The 20,035-nt window shown below is 40.4% G+C and carries 24 protein-coding genes and 2 pseudogenes; 16 read left to right on the forward strand and 10 right to left on the reverse strand.

Annotated elements, in window-relative coordinates; translation table 11 throughout:
• The first annotated feature begins 32 nt into the window (after nucleotides 1-32).
• Nucleotides 33-650 carry an SOS response-associated peptidase gene (locus tag GSY63_RS02930; protein WP_166584334.1) on the forward strand — a complete coding sequence of 206 codons (618 nt, stop codon included), beginning with the start codon at nucleotides 33-35 and terminating at the stop codon, nucleotides 648-650.
• A 72-nt stretch (nucleotides 651-722) separates the two neighbouring features.
• Here the strand turns inward: GSY63_RS02930 and GSY63_RS02935 are convergent, their stop codons facing one another.
• From GSY63_RS02935 to GSY63_RS25160, 3 genes and pseudogenes are all read right to left on the reverse strand, one after another.
• Nucleotides 723-1,001: a hypothetical protein gene (locus tag GSY63_RS02935; RefSeq protein ID WP_166584335.1), complete on the reverse strand. Its 279-nt coding sequence runs from the start codon at nucleotides 999-1,001 to the stop codon at nucleotides 723-725.
• A 214-nt stretch (nucleotides 1,002-1,215) separates the two neighbouring features.
• Nucleotides 1,216-1,413: pseudogene (locus GSY63_RS25155) on the reverse strand (TraR/DksA family transcriptional regulator); the annotation flags it as partial.
• 39 nt (nucleotides 1,414-1,452) lie between these two features.
• A pseudogene (locus tag GSY63_RS25160) lies at nucleotides 1,453-1,755 on the reverse strand (CHC2 zinc finger domain-containing protein).
• A 260-nt stretch (nucleotides 1,756-2,015) separates the two neighbouring features.
• On the opposite strand from GSY63_RS25160, the gene GSY63_RS02950 reads away from it, so the two are divergent.
• Nucleotides 2,016-2,618: a GIN domain-containing protein gene (locus tag GSY63_RS02950; protein WP_166584337.1), complete on the forward strand. Its 603-nt coding sequence runs from the start codon at nucleotides 2,016-2,018 to the stop codon at nucleotides 2,616-2,618.
• Between the two features lie 369 nt (nucleotides 2,619-2,987).
• Here GSY63_RS02950 and GSY63_RS02955 read toward each other — a convergent pair whose 3' ends face one another.
• The 3 genes from GSY63_RS02955 to GSY63_RS02965 all read right to left on the reverse strand — a co-directional run bounded on the left by GSY63_RS02955 (nucleotide 2,988) and on the right by GSY63_RS02965 (nucleotide 3,760).
• On the reverse strand, nucleotides 2,988-3,227 hold the full coding sequence (locus GSY63_RS02955) for a hypothetical protein (RefSeq protein ID WP_166584338.1): 240 nt from the start codon (nucleotides 3,225-3,227) through the stop codon (nucleotides 2,988-2,990).
• 10 nt (nucleotides 3,228-3,237) lie between these two features.
• Entirely contained in the window at nucleotides 3,238-3,486 is a 249-nt protein-coding gene (locus tag GSY63_RS02960; RefSeq protein WP_166584339.1) for a hypothetical protein, read from the reverse strand.
• Nucleotides 3,487-3,550: 64 nt separating this feature from the next.
• Nucleotides 3,551-3,760 (reverse strand): DUF2188 domain-containing protein, encoded by a 210-nt coding sequence (locus GSY63_RS02965; protein ID WP_166584340.1) that lies wholly within the window; start codon nucleotides 3,758-3,760, stop codon nucleotides 3,551-3,553.
• Nucleotides 3,761-4,177: 417 nt separating this feature from the next.
• On the opposite strand from GSY63_RS02965, the gene GSY63_RS02970 reads away from it, so the two are divergent.
• The 9 genes from GSY63_RS02970 to GSY63_RS24670 all read left to right on the forward strand — a co-directional run bounded on the left by GSY63_RS02970 (nucleotide 4,178) and on the right by GSY63_RS24670 (nucleotide 12,177).
• A complete protein-coding gene (locus GSY63_RS02970; protein ID WP_166584341.1) occupies nucleotides 4,178-4,369 on the forward strand; it encodes a hypothetical protein in 192 nt (63 codons plus the stop codon).
• 269 nt (nucleotides 4,370-4,638) lie between these two features.
• Nucleotides 4,639-5,499, forward strand: a complete 861-nt coding sequence (locus GSY63_RS02975) for a sigma-70 family RNA polymerase sigma factor (RefSeq protein ID WP_166584342.1) — start codon at nucleotides 4,639-4,641, stop codon at nucleotides 5,497-5,499.
• 387 nt (nucleotides 5,500-5,886) lie between these two features.
• Complete coding sequence (locus GSY63_RS02980) at nucleotides 5,887-6,156, forward strand: DUF3072 domain-containing protein (protein ID WP_166584343.1); 270 nt, start codon at nucleotides 5,887-5,889, stop codon at nucleotides 6,154-6,156.
• Nucleotides 6,149-6,544 carry a response regulator gene (locus GSY63_RS02985; RefSeq protein ID WP_166584344.1) on the forward strand — a complete coding sequence of 132 codons (396 nt, stop codon included), beginning with the start codon at nucleotides 6,149-6,151 and terminating at the stop codon, nucleotides 6,542-6,544. The genes GSY63_RS02980 and GSY63_RS02985 overlap by 8 nt, the downstream gene beginning before the upstream one ends.
• Nucleotides 6,545-6,725: 181 nt before the next feature.
• Nucleotides 6,726-8,522, forward strand: coding sequence for a YjdF family protein (locus GSY63_RS02990; RefSeq protein ID WP_166584345.1), 1,797 nt, complete (start codon nucleotides 6,726-6,728; stop codon nucleotides 8,520-8,522).
• A 556-nt stretch (nucleotides 8,523-9,078) separates the two neighbouring features.
• The gene (locus GSY63_RS24950) at nucleotides 9,079-9,201 is read left to right on the forward strand and encodes a hypothetical protein (RefSeq protein ID WP_262887325.1); all 123 of its coding nucleotides are present in this window, start codon (nucleotides 9,079-9,081) and stop codon (nucleotides 9,199-9,201) included.
• Nucleotides 9,202-9,203: 2 nt separating this feature from the next.
• Nucleotides 9,204-10,895, forward strand: a complete 1,692-nt coding sequence (locus tag GSY63_RS02995; protein WP_166584346.1) for an FAD/NAD(P)-binding protein — start codon at nucleotides 9,204-9,206, stop codon at nucleotides 10,893-10,895.
• 197 nt (nucleotides 10,896-11,092) lie between these two features.
• Nucleotides 11,093-11,650 carry a DUF1543 domain-containing protein gene (locus tag GSY63_RS03000; protein ID WP_166584347.1) on the forward strand — a complete coding sequence of 186 codons (558 nt, stop codon included), beginning with the start codon at nucleotides 11,093-11,095 and terminating at the stop codon, nucleotides 11,648-11,650.
• Complete coding sequence (locus GSY63_RS24670) at nucleotides 11,647-12,177, forward strand: hypothetical protein (protein WP_208094449.1); 531 nt, start codon at nucleotides 11,647-11,649, stop codon at nucleotides 12,175-12,177. Before GSY63_RS03000 ends, GSY63_RS24670 begins: the two co-directional genes overlap by 4 nt.
• Nucleotides 12,178-12,752: 575 nt before the next feature.
• Here GSY63_RS24670 and tal read toward each other — a convergent pair.
• A complete protein-coding gene (tal, locus tag GSY63_RS03010) occupies nucleotides 12,753-15,011 on the reverse strand; it encodes a transaldolase (RefSeq protein WP_166584348.1) in 2,259 nt (752 codons plus the stop codon).
• Nucleotides 15,012-15,369: 358 nt separating this feature from the next.
• On the opposite strand from tal, the gene GSY63_RS03015 reads away from it, so the two are divergent.
• Nucleotides 15,370-15,507, forward strand: coding sequence for a response regulator (locus GSY63_RS03015; RefSeq protein ID WP_166584349.1), 138 nt, complete (start codon nucleotides 15,370-15,372; stop codon nucleotides 15,505-15,507).
• An 821-nt stretch (nucleotides 15,508-16,328) separates the two neighbouring features.
• Here GSY63_RS03015 and GSY63_RS03020 read toward each other — a convergent pair.
• The 3 genes from GSY63_RS03020 to GSY63_RS03030 form a co-directional block, all read right to left on the reverse strand.
• The gene (locus GSY63_RS03020; RefSeq protein WP_166584350.1) at nucleotides 16,329-16,511 is read right to left on the reverse strand and encodes a hypothetical protein; all 183 of its coding nucleotides are present in this window, start codon (nucleotides 16,509-16,511) and stop codon (nucleotides 16,329-16,331) included.
• Nucleotides 16,512-17,434: 923 nt separating this feature from the next.
• Nucleotides 17,435-17,629 carry a hypothetical protein gene (locus tag GSY63_RS03025; RefSeq protein WP_166584351.1) on the reverse strand — a complete coding sequence of 65 codons (195 nt, stop codon included), beginning with the start codon at nucleotides 17,627-17,629 and terminating at the stop codon, nucleotides 17,435-17,437.
• A 43-nt stretch (nucleotides 17,630-17,672) separates the two neighbouring features.
• On the reverse strand, nucleotides 17,673-17,828 hold the full coding sequence (locus tag GSY63_RS03030) for a hypothetical protein (protein WP_166584352.1): 156 nt from the start codon (nucleotides 17,826-17,828) through the stop codon (nucleotides 17,673-17,675).
• 389 nt (nucleotides 17,829-18,217) lie between these two features.
• Between GSY63_RS03030 and GSY63_RS03035 the strand changes: the two genes are divergently transcribed.
• The 4 genes from GSY63_RS03035 (at nucleotide 18,218) to GSY63_RS24770 (ending at nucleotide 19,754) form a co-directional block, all read left to right on the forward strand.
• Complete coding sequence (locus GSY63_RS03035; RefSeq protein WP_166584353.1) at nucleotides 18,218-18,451, forward strand: hypothetical protein; 234 nt, start codon at nucleotides 18,218-18,220, stop codon at nucleotides 18,449-18,451.
• Nucleotides 18,452-18,541: 90 nt separating this feature from the next.
• Complete coding sequence (locus tag GSY63_RS03040; protein ID WP_166584354.1) at nucleotides 18,542-18,886, forward strand: hypothetical protein; 345 nt, start codon at nucleotides 18,542-18,544, stop codon at nucleotides 18,884-18,886.
• Between the two features lie 232 nt (nucleotides 18,887-19,118).
• Entirely contained in the window at nucleotides 19,119-19,340 is a 222-nt protein-coding gene (locus GSY63_RS24765; protein WP_243749139.1) for a hypothetical protein, read from the forward strand.
• 3 nt (nucleotides 19,341-19,343) lie between these two features.
• The gene (locus GSY63_RS24770) at nucleotides 19,344-19,754 is read left to right on the forward strand and encodes a fatty acid desaturase (RefSeq protein ID WP_317168535.1); all 411 of its coding nucleotides are present in this window, start codon (nucleotides 19,344-19,346) and stop codon (nucleotides 19,752-19,754) included.
• The last annotated feature ends 281 nt before the right edge of the window (nucleotides 19,755-20,035 follow it).

Consider the following 20,035-nt stretch of genomic DNA (forward strand, 5'->3'; position numbering starts at 1 on the left):
TAATTAGTTTTGTATTCTAATATTTTTAGTAGATGTGTGGACACGTAGAGATAGGTGAACAAAAAGATATTAAGATCATGAAGCGCGACGGCGGTGCTTATACCGCTAGAACTAACGCGAGTGGGAAGCCGGGTTCCATGCTGCCGGTGGTAACGGATGCGCATCCGGCTGAAGCGCAGCAATTCCGCTGGGGATTGCTGACACTGGATGATGATCGTATCCATAGCAAAAACAAACATGCCAGGATCGAATCGCTATTCCTGGTGAGTGCCTGGAAAGAACTGGTTGGCCGGAAACATTGCGCGGTCCGGGTGCAAGCCTACTTTGAATACAATCCGGCGCGGAACATTACTTACAAGATAGAACGCACGGACGGCAAGCCATTTTACATAGCAGGTTTATGGGATATTTGGTTTGATATTAAATCGGGCATGTTATTGCCAACCTTTCTCATGATTACCGTACCGCCTAACTCAGCTATTTGTGCCATACATGACCGTATGCCCGCCATCCTGGAAAGGGAAAACATTAAACATTGGATTAATGGCCATTTAAGTGGCGAGGAACGGGTAAATTTTCTGCGGCAAACCCCCTGCCCATCCCGAAACCTGGAAATCAAGATCCACAAGGATCATAATCAGGATAAATAATGGAGAGACAGGATCTAGGAATATCAAATTTTAATTGAATTCCGCAGGTAAACTCATACACGGTCCAATCAACTAAATTTCTTCAAGAATTGAATGTTTGACAAAGTTTACAGCGAAAACCTTGTCGAGTTTTGCGCCATAGGTTTTACACGCATCTTCCAGCATTTTAATGCAAACTGACGATGTCCATGATTCCGTCCACAACGTCGTGCCCGGTAATTCGACGGATTGTTCAGATCCCGGGTTTGACCATTTATCTTTAAAATTATTGCATTGGATCATATAGGCTTTCACCAATTCTTTCTTGTAGGAGTCTTCTTCCTTAAAGTCGTAAATCAATACTACTGCCATAGCGTTTTGGGAATATGTTGATAACTCAACCTCTATTGGTTAAGCAGGCAGAAGTACCATTATACAACGATATTGTTTCACCAATCCGTTCATTATGCGTATTTGAACAAAATATTAACTATTAGTTACCTGTGAATTACCTGTAGCTTAATTCCAAGAACAAATAATAACAAATACATCGTCTGATGACCGATTCGCCGCATTGAATCCCTTATCAGAATTGTTTTAGTTTACCTTCTATTGTCTGAGCGGCATGAGGCACTGCCCGAAGACCCTCTTTAGGGATAAGTTTTCCGGTTGACCTGCAAATGCCATAGGTTTTATTATTAATCCGGATCATACCGGCCTTTAATTACGCTATGAATTTTTTCCGGCGTGCCGCCATTTGGTTAATGTGTTCCCGCTCAAATGACTTATGCTTATTAAAGTGATTTGGCTGGAATAGGACTGTTTAACTATTCGGACCTGCCAGTAAACGAATAGCTTCGTCCCGGCTTTTGTTTTCCAAATACATTACAAATTCAATTGGTCCGCCTTCCTTACCGCAACCAATGCACTTAAAAATGTTTTAATCCGGTGATACCATCAATGAGGTTGCCTGATCATCGTGAAACGGGCATTGACCTTTTAAATTTCTGCGGCTTTCGGTGAGTAAAATACGTTTGGATATGATTGGGAGAATTTCTATGAATGTGTTCTGATTGATTTCCGGATACATGTAAGTGATAGTTCTGTCGATCCTCAAAGTTATCATTTCTTTAAAGACAGATGCTTCCAAAGTGTAAAGAGCGAGCCCCGGCTTCCCGCCACATACGTTTAAGGGCTTAAGTGAGGCCTAATTCTTGATATTTTCGCCGATAAAAATTCATCGTTCGCCGAGTAAAACTACCTGTTTACATATTATACCCGGTATTGGCTATTGGGTGCTGTAACGTTTCTGAAATGGGGGCGTCTTATTATCGTAATTAGCACATAAGCTATTACAATCAACAGATCATCAAAACATTACAGAATATGAAAACTCAAATTTTAACCATTGCAACAGTGTTATCATTAGCATTAGCAAGCAGTACAGCAACCTTCGCAGCAAACAAAAATATCAGCAAAGTAAGCACCACCTTAACAGATGTAAAACACATCAACAAAATTGAGGTTCGTGGCAACGTAGAATTATATGTGTCAAACGGTACAACAGATAATGTTAAAGTTTACGATAAATACTACAGTGAAAATGCTTTGGTTCAAAATCAAAACAGCGTGTTACGCATCTCCTCATACAAAACCGAAAAACTGGTGGTTTGGGTAACCGTAGCAGAATTACAAAGCATCAGCGCCTACGATAACGCAACCGTTAAATCTTTCGGCGAATTATCTGGTATCAACCTGGATGTTAACCTTTACAACCACGCAGTTGCCAGCTTAAAACTGGACGCTTATACTGCTAACATCACCGTAAACGACCAGGCTGCTGCCGATCTTACAGGTACTGTTACCAACTGTAACTTAAAACACAATCAATCTGCAAGTGTAAACAGCACCAACTTTGTAGCAGATAACCTAATACGTACTGTAAGCTTTGAAGGCTTTAACAAAGCAGAGCAGGTAGCCGGTTTGTAATACTACACCTTTTAAAGGTTCTATATAATATATGCCCAGCCATCAAAAAATGATGGCTTTTTTTATGGAGCGAAGAAGACCAATTGGTTGATTTCTGCCAGCTAGTAGAGATTGGAGATGATAAACATCGCCTTCAAATAGCCAATTTTCGCTCTACGCAGGAATTTACAGCTAGTTCTGACTTTGCGTCTAAATACGTATTTGACAACTAAAAAGCAGGACATTGCACTGCCGAAGGCGATGTTTAACGTTTCCCAAAAGCAAAGGAATGGTGCTGCGTTGAGCGAGGAATTGCGGGTGTGAAGTAACATCGGTTATTTACAACGTATTCAGTGTTGTTGCCGAATTTTAGATTCCGTTTATCTCACATTACTTTTTTTGAAAAGTCTCCCTTGTAAAATAAGGTGTAAGGCGAGCCAGGTTCGAAAATGGTTCAATAGCTGTGATTCCGTTTTGATCCGTGTCATAAAACACCTCCACGTAAAATTGCGGTAAAGTGTAAAGCATTATTTTAGCAAAACCTTCATTTCGTTGACCGATCAACTTTCCTGTCCAGGTATATTCCGCCTGGTCAAGTTTTGATAATGCAGTAAATTCCTCGAGCTTCATTTTGTTGTCATCAGGTCATCGAAGTTAGCACCCTGGCAATGGCTTCAATTAAGGGCTTGCTGACCGAAGAGATTTCAGCAACGACTGGACTTTCTTTTAAAAGCGCACGATAATTTCCCTCTTCGTCTTGTTCGAATTGAATGACCTGATCCTGAACCACTACACTGATCCTGTAGAAATAGCCAAAACGTTGTACGATTCCCTTAAATTCAAACCGCTCTTCTTCGAACTTTACCGGTATATAAATGACGTTGTCCATTCAGCTCAAATATATAAATGTAAATTTAAGTAGCGGCCAAAAGAAATTACCGAAACCTTAACGGTTAAACACCATTCGTATGTTCTTGATTGGCCGGTACTTCATCCGGATGATGCTCAAAATGAATTCGTGCCTGTTTCAGGCCGGTAGCGATAGCTTCTCCTTCATTATGGGTTGTCTTCAAAACTTCGTTAGCGATTTCCACCGCCTTATCACGAAGATATTTTGGTTGGTTCTTATATGATGGCGGATAATCGCCATTATACCAAGGCATAATTCCTCCTTTTTTACGGATATATATACTATAATTCACGTAAGCTTTTCATTACTGAACTAGCAATAATTCCGCCAAAGGTGTACCATGCTACGGTCAATATTTGGGTTTTGCTGGTTCGGGTAACGGGTGCATCGCTGAGGCCAATAGGCTTTGTTAAAGTTAAGGCACCGATACCCGCCGCTAAGCCGGCCAATGCGCCTATGTAGGGTAGGTGCTTTTTTTTAGAAATGCCGACAATACTGAAATAAGCGGCATTACTGACGAGATCAGCCGTTAAGGTGGCAGCAAATAGGGTGTTCCCGGTAATATGAGCCTGCGTATAGCGTTTTCTATAGCAATCCTGATATTAATACCGGTGCTGAAAAATGGAATTACAGAGCCGGCATTCGTGGACAGAATTTTCAGGTGGATGATATGATGTACTCATGCGGTACCTTTACGCTTAACCTCGCTGCCGGGCTACCGGCGAGCAGTACCATCACAGCTGCAGACCTGAGCACAGGCAAAATAAGATGGACTAATAATAATCTACCTTTTTCTATTGGCAGCTCTGTTGCACCTTGCGTATCAATAAGGGGCAATGGATATTCAAGCGATATACAATAGAATTTTAGTCAATTAACTTTGGGAACAATTTGGCTGCAAGGGTTAGATTTTATATACCCAACCCTGATAAAAGGTAGATATTATAGCATTCTGACATCCAAATAACACGATTTTTTTCGTTTGTACTTATATTTGTATTGCAAGGATCTCTTACCAGCGTACTTCCGCAGGCATCATTAAACACTGCAACTCTTCTGAGCATCAACTCTGCTTTCAACGCATTCTAAGGGGCGAGATCTTAAGCATTTCACTTAAATATATTTTTATAAATGAGGCAACTTAAAATAAGTGAGTCAATCACCAATCGTGAGACAGCATCGTTGAATCAGTATTTATCAGATATTGCCAAGATTCCGATGGTTACTCCGCAGGAAGAAGTGACATTGACGCAAAAAATCAGGGAAGGGGACCAGGCAGCTTTGGAAAGATTAACAACTGCCAATTTACGGTTCGTGGTTTCCGTAGCAAAACAATATCAAAGTTCGGGTCTGACACTAGGTGACCTGATCAACGAAGGCAATGTAGGTTTAGTTAAAGCCGCCAAGCGGTTTGACGAAACCAAAGGCTTTAAATTTATATCGTATGCGGTTTGGTGGATACGCCAGTCCATACTCGCGGCTATCAACGATCAATCAAGGATGGTCAGACTACCCGCAAATAAAGTCGGCGATATCGCCAGGATCGCCAAGGCTGCATCACAATTGGAACAGCAATTTGAACGCCAGCCAACACCTGAAGAACTGGCGGAGACCCTTGAAATTACGGCTGACAAGGTTAGCGATACGCTGGGACGCTCAGGAAGGCACATTTCTTATGACACGCCTTTTTCTACGGAGGAAGATAATACCTTACTGGATGTATTATCAAGTAATGAACTTGGTACAGATGTGGGATTGATGAAAGAGTCCCTGTCTGTGGAGCTATCGAATTCTATGCAGGTACTTGGGGATAAGGAGAAAGATATATTAACCGCATTTTTTGGACTTGGTGATCATCAGGCACAGAGCCTGGAAGAAATAGGGGACAGGTATCACCTTACCAGGGAACGTGTCAGGCAGATCAAGGATAAAGCATTAGCCAGATTACGTAGCAATTCACGCGCCTGGGTTTTAAAAGGTTACCTGGATTAAAAATAGAAACCTCCCTCGTCAATAGGGAGTTCTTATTTAACGTGTAAAACATGTTTCCAAAATTAATGCTGAATCAAATTTGTATTTGTGGGATAGCCGCTATTTTTACTTTAACTAAATCACCAGTAACCAGTCCCAAAATTACGGCGACAAAGTAGCCCCAGTTCAACGAAGATTGTTGATTGATTTCGCTACTCTGATTCTTGTAATTATTGATCTGCTCATTCAAAAGTTGATCCGTTCAGACTGTAATCAGTGGTCACCTATCTGTTATTGATATCAAATACTTGCAACTTTCGAAGTAGCGTCAATTACTTGTGATAAATCAATTTGCAACTAAGTAAAACACAAATTAAAGCTATCTGTTGCTAAATAAATTAGTATAAGATGATTTATAGCAACGATAACGAAGAGAAGCTTTTTCGGGGAGACGAGAGTGCTGAAGATTTAACAGGGATCAAGGGATCAAATACAATTAAAGATCCGGATGACTGGACCACTGGCGATGAGCCGATGACTGGTGCTCAACAATCTTACCTGACGACCTTGAGTACTGAAGCAGGTGAGGAGTTTAATGAAAGTTTAACTAAGGCTCAAGCTTCGAAAAGGATCGAAGAACTACAGCACAAAACTGGCAGGGGACTTGACAGTGAATAACTCTGAAAGCCGCAACAGGCGGCAAAGGATATTGATTATCGATGATCAGCAAGATGTACTCGATCTGATGACAGAGCTATTAGAACCGCAAGAATATCAGGTGACAACACTAAATCAGGTACAAGACATTTTCACTGAGATAGACAATAGCCAACCCGATATTATTTTGATGGATTTTATACTTTCTGGTATTAACGGCGGGGAGTTTTGTGCGCAGATCAAGAAAAACGTACATACTAAACACATCCCGGTGATTTTCTTATCGGCGCATTCGCGGGTAATTGAATCACCGGGAAATTATGGGTATGATGACTTTATTGCTAAGCCATTTGATGTCGACGACGTACTGGCTACGATCAAAAAATATTTGCCGGCACGTTCAACATAAGCCACGACTAAAAGCTTTATCATTTGGGAAAGGTGCTCAATCAAACCGGTCTCATATTTGGAACATTGCGGTACTGCAACGTAATCAGTTATTCCTGAATTTCGGTTTGCAAGAACGCTAACAAATCAATACTTGGTACGTTGTATTATTGCTGCCATTTGGTTGCTTATAAAACAACTAAATGAAAATCAAAAAAAGATCGCGTATTGTCTTATTCGTAATTGGCACAATAGGCTTTTTTATTTTAATGAGCCTTTTATTGATTAACACCCTCTTAGCACCCGTACTAACCAGGAAAATTAAATCTGCTGTTATCAAGGCTAGTAACGGCTTATACCAGGTGAATTTCAGCAGTCTAGACTTACATGTACTGCAAGGCAAAGCCACATTTAAAAACATTACCTTAATACCGGACACCGCAGTCTTTGAGCGTCAGCGAAACGATAAAGGCAAACCATCCTTTCTGATAAAAATTTCGGCTGGTCATTTGTCGCTTTCCGGTGCGCATCTCTGGGCTTATCTGCTACATAGAAAGCTGGAAATTGGCTTAATTGCTTTGGATAGCCCGGACGTTGCACTTAACATCTATCCGGACCGCGCTCTTGCCAAACCTCAAAAGGAAGCCAAAACCATTTACCAGCAAATCAAAAAAAGTCTCCGTTTGATTGATGTGGACTTGATCGCTGTCGACCATATCCGCTTAAATTATAAAGATTATAGCTCTTCCAAGACCGAAACAATCCGGCTAAAGGATATGAGTCTGCGGGCTTACGATCTTTTAATTGATTCTGCAACGCAGGCAGATACGACGCGCACATTGTTTTGCCGTAATATTCATACGGACCTGCACAATATCCACGGGGTTTCCGCCGGTGGATTATACCAGTATAACTTGCGTTCCATTACCTATAATAGCCAGGATGCCTGTCTAAAACTTGCGGGTATTATATTAAAGCCCTTACCCGTAACGTCATTTTTTCAAAAAAGTCGTGATGACCGCTTTAGTTTGAATTTAGATTCCGTGATCCTGAATCATGCAGATCTGGAAACCTTCAGGCTTAAACAAATGCTGTTCGTTCATAAAATTACATGTTATAATGGCGAATTCGAAGATTTCAGTAATCCTCACGGGCTGATAAAGAAATCTGATAGGGTTGTTACTTTCCCGAATAAAGCGTTAAGAAAGATGTCGACGATATTAGCAGTAGATACCCTTGATATCAGGAGATTTAAAGTCTCTTATCAGGAATATAATAAAGATGCCGGGAAAACAGGGTGGATCTTATTTGACAATATCTCAGGCAGGTTTCTAAACATTACAAATTATAAGCCCTTCCTGGTTAAGAATCCGTATTGTAAAGTAATAACGCAAAGTTATTTCATGGGGAAAGGCAAGCTCGACCTGCAATTTTCTTTTAATTTGATCGATATTGCATGCTCCTTTGCTTATAAAGGACATCTGGGCCCAATGGAAATTCCATTGGTTAATCCGGCAGTTATGCCGCTGGCATTGGTGGAGATCAAAACCGGACAGGTCAAAAGCCTTGATTTTAATATTCAAAGTAATCGTAGAAAAAGTACCGGAGACGTAACGCTGCTGTATAACAATCTGAATATTGCCTTGCTCAATTCAGGCGTCCACAAGAAATATGAGCTGAGTCCCATAAAATCATTTGTGGCCAATAACCTGTTGATTAAAAATGATAACCCTGATAACAAAGATCAGCCACCACGGCACGCAAGGATACTTTTTATACGTCCTGCGAGCTATTCTTTTTTCAAATCGTTATGGCAAACGCTGCTCAGTGGATTAAAGCCATGTGTTGGGGTTGGTGATACCCAACAGCAAGCGGTGTCGCATCCACTTGCTCCAAAAGAGCAGCAAGCTTTAAATAAGGCAAACAAAAAGGCTTTAAAGCAAAAGAAAAGGGCAGATAAAGAACACCAGAAACAGTTAAGGAAACAAGATCATGCCTAAAGGATACATCTTGTGTTGCTTTGACGATTGTTAGCTATACGGCAGCGCTTCAGCGCTGCCGCTTTTGTCTGTATTACCTGTTATTGCAGCTTAAGGCTTTCGATTTCGTTCAATGCAGTTTCAATCTCTTCGCGCTCGCTTTTTAATAATTCCAGATGGTCGGCATGATCGGAAATATATTCGTCATATTTGGCAACTGCCGCTTTCTCACCCGTTTGGATCCCTTCTATTAAGGCCGTATCGTCAATCCCGGTAAGCTTCTTTTACGGTAATCCATCCGCGGTGCTGGCTCCCTTATATTCCGCCGTCTTCATTTTCAGCTTCACCGTCATGAGTGGCATTATGAGATTTTAATTGTCTGCATAAACTATGCGCTCAAGGACATTTTTAATAGATAGTGTTTGATTAACGCTTGCCGCAGTTTATTCAGTACGCAGTGCATTTAATAACAGGCATATCCTAGTAAGAAATTTATTTTCCATTCAAGTAAATGCACTTAAATGGCAATTTTAAAGTTCGGAACGATATATGTAATAAGAATTGCAATCTATATATTATGAAAACTGAAGACAAATTACGTCAAGTACAATTATTCGATCTGAAAATCTTAATCGATTTAAAAGCTGACCTAAAAAAACTGAAAGACCGTAAACACGGCAAGAATCTTATCGCCGCGTAGTGATGCATATCGGTATAATCGGGGGAGGCCCGAGTGCGATGTTTGTGCTGAAACGGCTTATCGAATTGGGACGATCAGACTTTCGCGTTGATATCTTTGAAAAAAAGAACAAATTGGGAGCCGGAATGCCTTACAGTGATGAAGGCGCACGAGCGGAACATATTACTAATGTTTCCGGTAATGAAATACCCGACCTCTTCACTACTGTTGAAGATTGGGTGGGTATGAATCACAGCGTTGCCAATAGTTATGATATAACCGTCAAAAATTTCAATGAATACAAAGTTCTTCCGCGACTGTTGTTTGGCGAATACCTTTCTCAGCAATTTAGCTTCATTTTAGCAAAAGCCGAACGAATGGGCTTAAAAGTAATAGTGCATTACCAAACGCACATCAAAGATATCCGGGACCTGGCGGCAATTAACAAAGTTGAACTTATTAGCAGGGATAATCGCGTCTTTTCGTTTAACAAAGTTGTTGTGTGCAGCGGCCATTACTGGTCGAAGCATTATGAAGATATTGTACCGGGCTATTTCGATTCGCCTTATCCGCCTCATAAATTAACTCATCTGGTCAATCAAAGCGTCGCTATACGTGGGGCGTCGCTTACCGCGATTGATGCGCTACGCACATTATCGTTGAATAACGGATCGTTCTCGCTTGATGAGCATGGTAAGAAAATTTACCGATTGAACAAAGACTGCCCTAAATTTAAAATTATACTGCATTCAAGAAATGGTTTGCTGCCTGCTGTACGCTTTCACTTGGAAGATTCACACTTAGCGAAAGATTCAGTACTTGATCCGAAAGAGGTGGAGCATGTGCGTGCGCAGCATCATGGTTTTCTACCGCTTGACTATGTTTATCAACGAAACTTTTTAGAAGGGCTGAAACATAACAGGCCTGATTTTTATGAGTTAATCAAAGATCTTAGCCTGGAAGATTTTGTGGAACTGATGATGATCAGGCGTGAAGATACACCAGCCTTTGAGCTATTAAAAGCAGAGTATGCAGAAGCTGAACGTTCGATTGCGCTAAAGCGCTCGGTATACTGGAAAGAAATGCTGGCCATTTTAAGTTTCGCGATGAATTATCCAGCGAAATATTTTTCAGCGGAAGATATGCTGCGCTTACAGAAGACTTTGATGCCATTGATCGCTATTGTTATCGCATTCGCTCCGCAGGACTCGGTAGAAGAAATGATCGCGCTATATGATGCCGGGCTTTTGGATTTGATCACAGTAGGGGATAAAAGCCAGATTGAGAGCGTAAAAGATGGGGGTATTTACTACCATTATATCGACGAGACAGGACAAAAAGTGTCGTCTTATTATGAGACATTTATTGATTGCATTGGTCAACCCCATCTCAATTACGACGAAATACCATTCCCCAGTTTGATCGCTGACCAAACCGTGTCTGCAGCCAAAATAAAATTCAGCGACCCTCAAATTGCAAAAACCTACGTTAATGGAGGTAATAAAAATGTTTATTGTGATACCACAGGAGATTACTATTTAAAAGTTCCTGGCATCACAATCGATGATTATTTTCGGGTTATCAATAATTCCGGGGAAATTAATGAGAAAATATTTATGATGGCGGTTCCATTCATTGGAGGGTTTAATCCAGATTATTCAGGTCTGGATTTTGGTGAGGCGGCATCCGCCCGGATCGTCGAAAAGCTTATTTAGGCAGCTATTAATATTAGTGGATCCGGTTATTTAACATTACCCAATATTGAAATTAAAATATTTTAGAATAATGACTATAATGGGCATAAATGCTCGGATATAGCGACGGGCTTTAACCTGTCGCTAAGAACTAGAACCAGACTTATGATGTAGCGGTAGCAACAGGCGTCTGGTATCATAATTGAACGTTTAATACAATGAAGCTTTATTTATTATTATTAGGGGCGGAAGCTCCTGGAAGGGTTGTGGAACAGCATGATTATTTTTTCGGTATTGCTGAAAATTTAGCCGCGCTTATTCCCGATGTAAAGGCATTTTGGCCAGAAGCCGGTGCAAGCCTGCATATTGACGGCTGGAGAGAAGTTACAAAAGTGGATGACTACGCAGTACGGGTTGTTCAAAATAATGGAGTAGTGCCAATATCAACTCATAAACTTTTCTTCTTAAACCTTGGGGGTTACACGTCAGGTAAGCTCGAAGAGCAGCATTATACCGTTCTTACCATTCAAGAGAGCCGGTCTAAGGCGGTCCAGGCGGCAAAAAACGATCTGTTTTTTAAAACAAACTCTTTAAAAGGTATTGCAACTGCTCATATTGATGAAAAGTATGGCGTCGACATAGACAGCATACATCATATTGAAGATCTGATTGCCCCCCATCTCAAAGTAAAATATAAGATCGTAGTCGATGCTCAAAACAATCTGCCTGATGATAAAATCCATTTAGGATATTTCAAGCTGGACAAAATCCGATGACCAGCCGGGGAAAACTCCTGACTTGGGTTGAACGACAGCATAAGGATCAGTTGGTCAGGAAAACAACATTACCTTACATTCACCATTTAAAAGCAGTTGCTGAAATGGCTGATGTAGATCCTTTAGGCTATGAAATAGGCCTTTGTCATGATCTTTTAGAAGATACAGCTGTTACGATTGATGGACTGCACTGCGCGCTGCTTAACTTTAATTATAGCAAAGCACACGCGTTGGTTATAGTCAATGCGGTGGTAGAGCTTACAAATGTTTTCACAAAAGACAAGTTTCCGGAATGGAAAAAATCTGTACGAAAAGAGAAAGAAGCGGAACGGTTAGCAACAATTAGCCCGCTCGCCCAGACGGTTAAATATGCCGATCTGATATATAATATAAATTGGATGTCGACTTTTGACCTTAAACACCTTAAAAAGTATTTACGGAAAAAGAAATTCCTGTTAAAAGTCATGTGTAAAGGTGATGGGTCTTTATACCGTGAGCTCATACAGTCTCTGGGGTCAGTGAATTGAGCTTCAGCGAATGTTTATTCAAAGATAGTTTTTGTTTTAAAGGAGTTGAAGGTAGTATACATGAAGCCAAAGATCAAATAAAATAAGTCTTTGTAATTGCTCACTTAAGTGATCTAAAAATCGAATTTTATCGGAGAAGCTTAACAAAAAACGATTCACTAGTCATACGGCTCAAGTAAAAGAGTTACAAGAAGAAAATAGGTAGAATCGACTAGGATGATTATTGGTTTTTAATGTGATTTCTAACTTGGCATAAATACGCAATTGCGTGGACATCATAAAAATACAGGGCCGTGGCTTCCGACAATAATTACCCGCCTGTATACAGTCGTCAGCTAAACAGGGTATTCCAGCGGTTTCTCCCACAGTTATCCCGCTGTTATTTATCGGTAAATGGGTAACTATGGTACTTTATACTTATCACGTTTCATAAGAATCGTTACAGGCTTCGAGAAGATTTGCTAGTATAAGAACAAAAAAATCCCTTGCAGTGAAGTAGTTTTCGCAAGGGATTTTATTTCAAAAGTTTAACCGAAATATTTCAGAATTATTGATCGGTTAATTAACGCGTTCTCTTAATCGTCTGAAGGTTCGACGCTGGCTTCATAGTTGGCCTGGGTTTCCGCAATGTCAGTCAGCTTAGCGTCTGCAGTTTTTTCTTCGTCCAATGTAAGTACGAACAGTTCGGCAATTTCGTAATAGCCCAACGTTTTTGCCAGTGCAATCATGCCGCCATACGATGCAATTTCATAGTGTTCAACTTTTTGTCCTGCGAAGATCAATCCTACATCGCGCTGGGCAGTACCCTCTTCAGTAGCGCTGATAATTTCATCGCCCTCATCCAATATGCCCGACATCGCTTCACATTTACGGCTCTCAGGTTCGAGACCAAGTATACCAAATGCTTGTTCGAGCCGAGCAACATGAGTTCGGGTTTCTGTTAAGTGCTGCTCGAAAGCCATTTTAAGCTCCACTGAGGTCGCAGCATCCGCAATATCCGGCAATGTGTCCACTAGTTCACGTTCGGCCCAAAGAAGATCTTTTAACTCGTCAATAAAAAATTCCATTAGTTTGGAATCCCCGGCAACAGTTTCTTCCTCTTCTTGCCATTCTTTTTCCTGGTCATTAGTTTCAGGCTGATAAGCTAAAGCTGCCCGGCCTTCATACTCGTAGGCTGCATCTTCATTAGCTGATTCAGTCATTGATTCATCGTTACCAATCTCATTTTGGTAGTCGTTATCATCATTTGTTGCGCTGACTTCATCACGCAAGGATTTGATGAGATCATGACCCTCACTAATACCTAATTGCTGCGATTGTAGTAATAATGCCAATTCGGCGCTTAAATTATTATCTGGATCGAGTGCATCGCGGTAGGCAGCTTTAGCTGCGTCCTCGCCTCGCTCGCATTCATTGAGAATGGAAAGTAAATCGCTACCGGTAAACGCCGATTTAATATCGATCCAAGCGCGGTGCAAGTTACCAGATGTGCTGGTTCCCCTGGCTACTTCGCCGTTGTGTTGTTGGGCAACATTTGTCAATTCGTTAACGTACTGACTACTTTCACCCGCCAGCCGACTGAAGATTGGTACAACATCGCTTGTGTCGTCCTTCAGATCCTCCGCAGCTTTATTGAACCCGGCAACTCTGTCGTTGTTTAGTTTGATCAAATCATTGATCACATCAATTGCTTTTTCGTTGAATTCCATAGTTTCCTTTTTAATATCTATTTTATAATTGGTAGTTTTTGAGCTAACTGCATCCAGCAGTTTTTGGTAAGGGACTTTAAATTTATGAATGCCTTCTATTTCTAATTGTAAGGCTATTGCCTCCATGTTTATGCCGGCATTGGCTAAAGCTTCTAATAAGTAGATAGCTTTTTCGAGGCCAACCTCCAGTCGGGCTGCAGCATTACCATGATCACGAAAAGCATCGATTGTAGACAGGGGAGCTGTATTTACAGTATTCGGGCTAATTAATTCCTCAACATACCGCGTGTCGCGATAAACCGGGTTTTTATTGCCTGTACTGGCCCAGAGTAATCGCTGGGGCTTGGCACCAGCGTCGGCAAGCTTTTGCCAACGTTCGCCGCTAAAAAGCCGACGATATAGCGCATATGCTACTTTAGCCGATGCAATAGCTGCTTCACCTCTCAATTCGCTTTGGTCTTTAGCGTCCAGTAGCGGATCTACCAAGAGGTCTATTCGACTTAAAAAGAAGCTGGCAACCGAGGCGACTTTACTAACGTCCTGTCCTGAAGCCAGGCGATCTTCCAAACCTTCGATATAAGCCATAGCAACTGCTTCGTAACGTTTGAGGCCAAACAATAAGGTCACATTAATATTAATCCCCTCGCTTATGGCCGTTCGGATAGCAGGTAGGCAAGGTAGCGTGCCCGGTATTTTGATCATTACATTTTGGCGTGCCACCTTGTGCCAAAGCTCTCTTGCTTGTTCGATAGTTCCCTGTTCATCTAATGCCAACAGGGGTGATACTTCGAGACTTACGTATCCGTCTGCTCCGCTTATTTCTTCGTTATAAACTGGTGCGAAAAGATCAGCAGCATTTTGAATGTCGCTGATAGCAAGCTGAAAGAAAATACGCTCGGGATCTGTGTCGGACTTTGACAACATTAATATATCGGCGTCATAGTCGGAACTGGAATTGATAGCCTGCTCGAAAATTGCCGGATTAGAAGTAACGCCGCGAATGCCATCTTCATCAATCAGGTTTTGCAGCTTGCCCGAATGCATGATGTTACGGTCAATAAAATCTAACCAGATGCTTTGTTTAAATTCTGAGTGGATTTGTTTTACTTTATTAATGTCTTGCATTATATAATCGTTTAACTAATAGTGAATTTATTTTACAGTATTTTGTGTCTTATTTTTCTAACTGTTGGCGCTTATCGAGCACTTTCGCCAATGTTGCAATTACAGTGCCTTTTATTTGTAATTAAAGAAATTAAATATAAATTAATTTAAAACAAAGCATCTGTTTTGATGTAGCAAGGTGAAAAACGTTATTTCGTTTAGCTTCAGAGGCAGTGCTTTGTCGATAGGAAGAAGTATTTGAACAAATGGAAAGAAATATATAAATCGAGCTGTGTGAAAAATAAAAAGCCATTTCCTACGAAATAGCTTTTTATTGATTTTCAAATCGTTAAGGCTTTATCATTATTAACGTTAGTTGATGGTATCAGTTCTGTTGGACTTTGCGTTAAATGGGATAGATGGCGGTTTTTGGTGCACCAAACTTAAAAGTGATCCGGAATTTGCAGTTATTCCGATAATTATCTTCAGCGCCTATTCTAATGATAGCTATTTCTAGAGGCACCTTTGCTGCGACGATCTTATTGCCAAACCTTTCGATCTGGAGGATTTCCTAAATCCTATCAATGACCTAGCTGTCACAGCCTATTTACCTGATCTTCGAACCCGAGGGCTCTTTTTCAAATTCAACTTATTTAATCATTACCTCATGACAAATCAGATGGTAAGCGATAGGGAGGTGGTCTCAAACATTAAAAACACTACGGGTGTCCAAAAGACTATATCCAATACTACTTGGCGGTCAAGCTGAAGATCTCCTAAAACGCCTACAGTAACATTGAATTGGACAGATCCAAACGTACTTTACAACCATTATTTTAAATTGCCGATATCCTAGACGTGGACATTATGGAGCTGTTGGCTAAGCCTCTAACTCCAGACACTGATCCCAAAGTTGATATATTTGGTGTGAAGTGGGCTATTTCCAGCCGGTATCGCTCATCTAACGCTCAAAAATTATAGGTTGCAGAACCTCCGATATGGTCATGTTTATGTCGAACATCAAAAGTAGCTGTTTTACTGTCCGTCCTGAGGATAAATCTTTACTGCACAGGTATCCGATATTTTGCCGTATTTCAAATTGATCATTATTCAATCAATGGAATTTTGAAGGCCTTCCTCGCTAATAAGAGGCAAGGCGGTCCGAATTAGAAAATGATACAATAGCCGTGATCCCGTTTTGCTCTGTGTCATATCATAAATTACCTCCACATAAAATTGCGGCAAAGAGTAGCGCATAATTCTCAAGAAGCTTTCGGTTCGTTGACCGATTGACTTCCAGTCGAGCTAAATTCTGCCTGATCATGTGGAGGCAGTCCTTTAAATTCCGTCAGGTTCATTCCGCTGTCGTCGGGTCATTAAAGTTAATACTTTAGAAATAGCCTCAATAAATGGCTTATTTACGCAACGGTTTTCGGAAGCCACCGGGCTGTCTTTGAAAAGAGCGCGATAATTTCCTTCTTCGTCTTGTTCGAATTGAATGACTGTATCCTGAACGTCCACGGTAATTCTATAAATGTAACCAAAACGTTATACAATTCCCTTAAATTCAAGCAACTCATCTCGAAAACTTATTGGGATATCAATTACGTTGTCCATGCGATTCAAAGATATAAATGTAAAGTCAAGTTGCCAGTTTAAAGACTTCAACCCGCAAATGCAACATAGGATACAACCTTCGTGCTTTTCTGTAGGCCGATAAGCACCTCCGTGCAGAAATGTTCCAACGTCTAATTTTTAGATGATTTTGTTTAATAAATGGCGGGGGTGTCTATTTTATTATGTATTTTCATCTGCCAACACTTCGTCACGAACATATATTGGTTGGTTCTTGTAAAATGGCGGACAATCGCCGTTATTCCAGGGCATAATTCCTCCTTTTTTACGGATACCTATTATTATTTACGTAAGGCTTTCATATCTGAACCTGCAATAATTCCGCCAAGTGTACCATGCTACGGTTAATAATTGGGTCTTGCCGGTTCGGGTCATAGGCACATCGCTTAGACCCATGGGCTTTGTTAAAGTTAACGTACCGATTTCCTCAGCTAAGCCGTCAGCAACTAAATAAAACACAAATTAAGGCTATCTTTTGCTAAATAAACTAGTATAAATATGATTAATAGCAACGCCATTATGGGTATGACGACTTTATAGCTAAGCCACTTGATGCCGACGACGAACTAACTACGATCGAAAGATATTTGCCGGCACGTTCGCATAAACCACAGCTTAAAGCTTTATCCTTTGGGAGAGACCTTAAATCAAACCGGTCTCATATTGGACAGTTGCCGTACGATCACGTATCAGCTATTACTGAATTTAGGTCTGCGAGAACGCCAATAAGCCCATACTTGGTACGTTATTACTGTTGCCATTTGTTAATAATGAGGAAGGTTATTTCAGGGGTGAAAGTATTGTTTTGCTTATTTTCTCTTTTTGCTGGAATCGCCTTTTAGGCTATCCACATGGTGTGCGGCTTCACTTAATGCCGCAGCCGAATCGCGTGTATTGGTATCCAGCATAGTCGAGTCCGATTTTTGCCCGCTGAATCCCTCCTTACATGAAGAAGTTATTATAACAGAAATAATCAACGCAACAATTGTCAAATTTTTTCTCATAATTATAGTTTACTGGTATGTAATAATCAATGTCTAATTTTCATCAATTAGATGCCTGCATGTTCCGCTTCTTAAGTATAGATTGTTTCGCGGCTGAAAACAATCGTTCGCGCTCTGCCTTTAAGGATGCTATTTCTGCGTTAAGACGTTTGATCTTATCCATTAAATCTAACAGCACAACTGTATCCTGCTTTGTCATGTTTACGAGCTTATGTCTTTGTAAACTTACCTCGAGCGGTTTTTACATTTGTGGTATAAATCGCTAAAAAAAGAATTTTTTTACTTTATTTCCATGTCAGTCTGTAGAGGCCGACGCGGAATATACATCGGATCGTGTTTCATATGTTACCCACCACTTACGAATTCTTTTTAATTGTTATAAATCGTTATCGAATTGTAACAATTACTTAACTTGAAGATTTTCCGATGTATTTACATTAAGGTTCTGGTTGAAGGTCAACACTTCCTTAAATGAGTATTTAATAAGCGCGCAACTCAAATTATAAAAACCTAATTTTAAATATTTAAAAAATATTTAACCATTTATAAATAATCGGAACTGAATCACTTATATATTGTTAGTACGCCATGAGAAGCATATTGGCTAAACGTAAAACAGGCACTGTTGGAATTGTTGCTATAGCCTTATTCGGAGTAGTAGCCGCAGCTGCAATCACTTATTTATACGAGAAGAAACGGGCTATAAAAATGGATTTGAAACCGGAGAAAAACCGTGCTACGGACTATATGGAGGCAAGGATTCACAAAAAGAAAAAGCAGAAAACCGATCTGCAAAATCTTGAACATCTGGTCGTACATTAAGGACGAACATTACGGCTTGCTAAAGTTCGTTTAAGTTTATCGTCAACGCACTTTGTAAAAATCACAAACTAATACTAATAGCAGAGATGCATGGCAACCCTATGCGTTACATTGAAAAGCAATTTACGGTTGTTGATCATTCCTGACACCGAGGCCCATTTAGACGGTCATACTATCATTACGCACACTTATAGCGTTTTCAACAATATTGACACCGGTAACCCGCTATTAATTAGAAGCAAAGAAAGTACACCTCATTTGGAAAATAGCAAAGACCCGGATTATTATGGTTTTATCACTTTTGAAAAACCGGGTTTATTGTTTCCCTACACCGCCGATGTTAACCTGGAGCTGAATTTAGAAGAGGTAACCGAATTGATCGAATACTTAAATAACGTTAGAGATAACCCAAGCCTTTGGCCATCAAATGACTGATAAACGCAACTACTTAGTGATTTTCCAAGGCAGACGGTCTTATAAAAGCGCTCGTCTTTCAAAGGGGTGCTTTTTTACAATAGTCGTAGCTGTATATTAACAAATATTAGTAAACGGAGTAATTTTCCAGCGCTTAATGGTGGGTTTAACCACCGATGTAAAAATCGCTCGCGGTAAATTTGGTTTCAGCACAAATAGCTGATTCCTTTCCCCAATTTACCAAAATGTACTAATGCCGTATTTAGGTGATATATTACAAATCCCTTCTTATGGATGGAAAAATAAGGATGGAGAACTGATTAAACCAAACACCAGTCAGATTTTTCGCGAGTTTTTTTCACGACTAAACATTTTTAAATCCCGCAAAAACTGGCTTCCGTTTTTCAGTTGGTTAAAAGTTGCCTGCCTGGCTGTATTCTTTGGCCTGTTTTTGATTGACTATTTAAGCTGGTGAACTATTCTTGCGGCATTTGTTTACGGCATGATCATTATGGGTACGCATGGCACCATATGGCATCATCGGTATTGTACCCATGGTGCCTATAAGTTCCGAAATAATTTCTGGCGGTTTATTACTCAAAATCTCACGATTAACTTTATACCTGAAGAAATTTATGTGATCTCTCATCACGTCCATCATGCGAAGTCCGATCAACCGGGTGATCCTTATAATGCGCAGGCCGGTTTTCTCTATTGCTTTTTGGCTGATGTAAATCACCAACCTATTGCTAAAGATTTGTCCGATGGCGACTATAACCGTGTTAAATTATTAATAAAGCACACTGACGTTAATGCTAACACGTACGCCCAGTATCAACAGTGGGGCTCGTATGTTAATCCGTACCGGGCCATTTTGTCGTGGATATAATTCTTTTAAAGCACTTTCTGCTTCTTTCGTGCGGCTTGCAACTGTTGCAGCCGCCTTTTAACTTGTTTTTGTAGTAGGCATGATGTTGAATTTAATGTTTGAAATGATAAATTAGACTGCATTGTTTATCTTCAGATAATCTGCAAACTCTGTTCCACTAGTTTAACTTTTATAAAATGTGTTGATTTATTCGTCGCTTGCTCCACGATTCATAAAATTATTTCTATATTTTATCATTATCGCTGGTTTACTGGCCATCGCATTAACTCACGTTATAGCAA

The sequence above is a fragment of the Mucilaginibacter agri genome (assembly GCF_009928685.1).
GTDB lineage: Bacteria > Bacteroidota > Bacteroidia > Sphingobacteriales > Sphingobacteriaceae > Mucilaginibacter > Mucilaginibacter agri.

What these genes read in the sequence shown, in the direction of transcription:
- GSY63_RS02930 (WP_166584334.1), top strand. Translation starts at nt 33, where the DNA reads ATGTGTGGACACGTAGAGATAGGTGAACAAAAAGATATTAAGATCATG.
- GSY63_RS02935 (WP_166584335.1), bottom strand. Translation starts at nt 1,001, where the DNA reads ATGGCAGTAGTATTGATTTACGACTTTAAGGAAGAAGACTCCTACAAG.
- GSY63_RS02950 (WP_166584337.1), top strand. Translation starts at nt 2,016, where the DNA reads ATGAAAACTCAAATTTTAACCATTGCAACAGTGTTATCATTAGCATTA.
- GSY63_RS02955 (WP_166584338.1), bottom strand. Translation starts at nt 3,227, where the DNA reads ATGAAGCTCGAGGAATTTACTGCATTATCAAAACTTGACCAGGCGGAA.
- GSY63_RS02960 (WP_166584339.1), bottom strand. Translation starts at nt 3,486, where the DNA reads ATGGACAACGTCATTTATATACCGGTAAAGTTCGAAGAAGAGCGGTTT.
- GSY63_RS02965 (WP_166584340.1), bottom strand. Translation starts at nt 3,760, where the DNA reads ATGCCTTGGTATAATGGCGATTATCCGCCATCATATAAGAACCAACCA.
- GSY63_RS02970 (WP_166584341.1), top strand. Translation starts at nt 4,178, where the DNA reads ATGATGTACTCATGCGGTACCTTTACGCTTAACCTCGCTGCCGGGCTA.
- GSY63_RS02975 (WP_166584342.1), top strand. Translation starts at nt 4,639, where the DNA reads ATGAGGCAACTTAAAATAAGTGAGTCAATCACCAATCGTGAGACAGCA.
- GSY63_RS02980 (WP_166584343.1), top strand. Translation starts at nt 5,887, where the DNA reads ATGATTTATAGCAACGATAACGAAGAGAAGCTTTTTCGGGGAGACGAG.
- GSY63_RS02990 (WP_166584345.1), top strand. Translation starts at nt 6,726, where the DNA reads ATGAAAATCAAAAAAAGATCGCGTATTGTCTTATTCGTAATTGGCACA.
- GSY63_RS24950 (WP_262887325.1), top strand. Translation starts at nt 9,079, where the DNA reads ATGAAAACTGAAGACAAATTACGTCAAGTACAATTATTCGATCTGAAA.
- GSY63_RS02995 (WP_166584346.1), top strand. Translation starts at nt 9,204, where the DNA reads ATGCATATCGGTATAATCGGGGGAGGCCCGAGTGCGATGTTTGTGCTG.
- GSY63_RS03000 (WP_166584347.1), top strand. Translation starts at nt 11,093, where the DNA reads ATGAAGCTTTATTTATTATTATTAGGGGCGGAAGCTCCTGGAAGGGTT.
- GSY63_RS24670 (WP_208094449.1), top strand. Translation starts at nt 11,647, where the DNA reads ATGACCAGCCGGGGAAAACTCCTGACTTGGGTTGAACGACAGCATAAG.
- tal (WP_166584348.1), bottom strand. Translation starts at nt 15,011, where the DNA reads ATGCAAGACATTAATAAAGTAAAACAAATCCACTCAGAATTTAAACAA.
- GSY63_RS03015 (WP_166584349.1), top strand. Translation starts at nt 15,370, where the DNA reads ATGGTATCAGTTCTGTTGGACTTTGCGTTAAATGGGATAGATGGCGGT.
- GSY63_RS03025 (WP_166584351.1), bottom strand. Translation starts at nt 17,629, where the DNA reads ATGAGAAAAAATTTGACAATTGTTGCGTTGATTATTTCTGTTATAATA.
- GSY63_RS03030 (WP_166584352.1), bottom strand. Translation starts at nt 17,828, where the DNA reads ATGACAAAGCAGGATACAGTTGTGCTGTTAGATTTAATGGATAAGATC.
- GSY63_RS03035 (WP_166584353.1), top strand. Translation starts at nt 18,218, where the DNA reads ATGAGAAGCATATTGGCTAAACGTAAAACAGGCACTGTTGGAATTGTT.
- GSY63_RS03040 (WP_166584354.1), top strand. Translation starts at nt 18,542, where the DNA reads ATGGCAACCCTATGCGTTACATTGAAAAGCAATTTACGGTTGTTGATC.
- GSY63_RS24765 (WP_243749139.1), top strand. Translation starts at nt 19,119, where the DNA reads ATGCCGTATTTAGGTGATATATTACAAATCCCTTCTTATGGATGGAAA.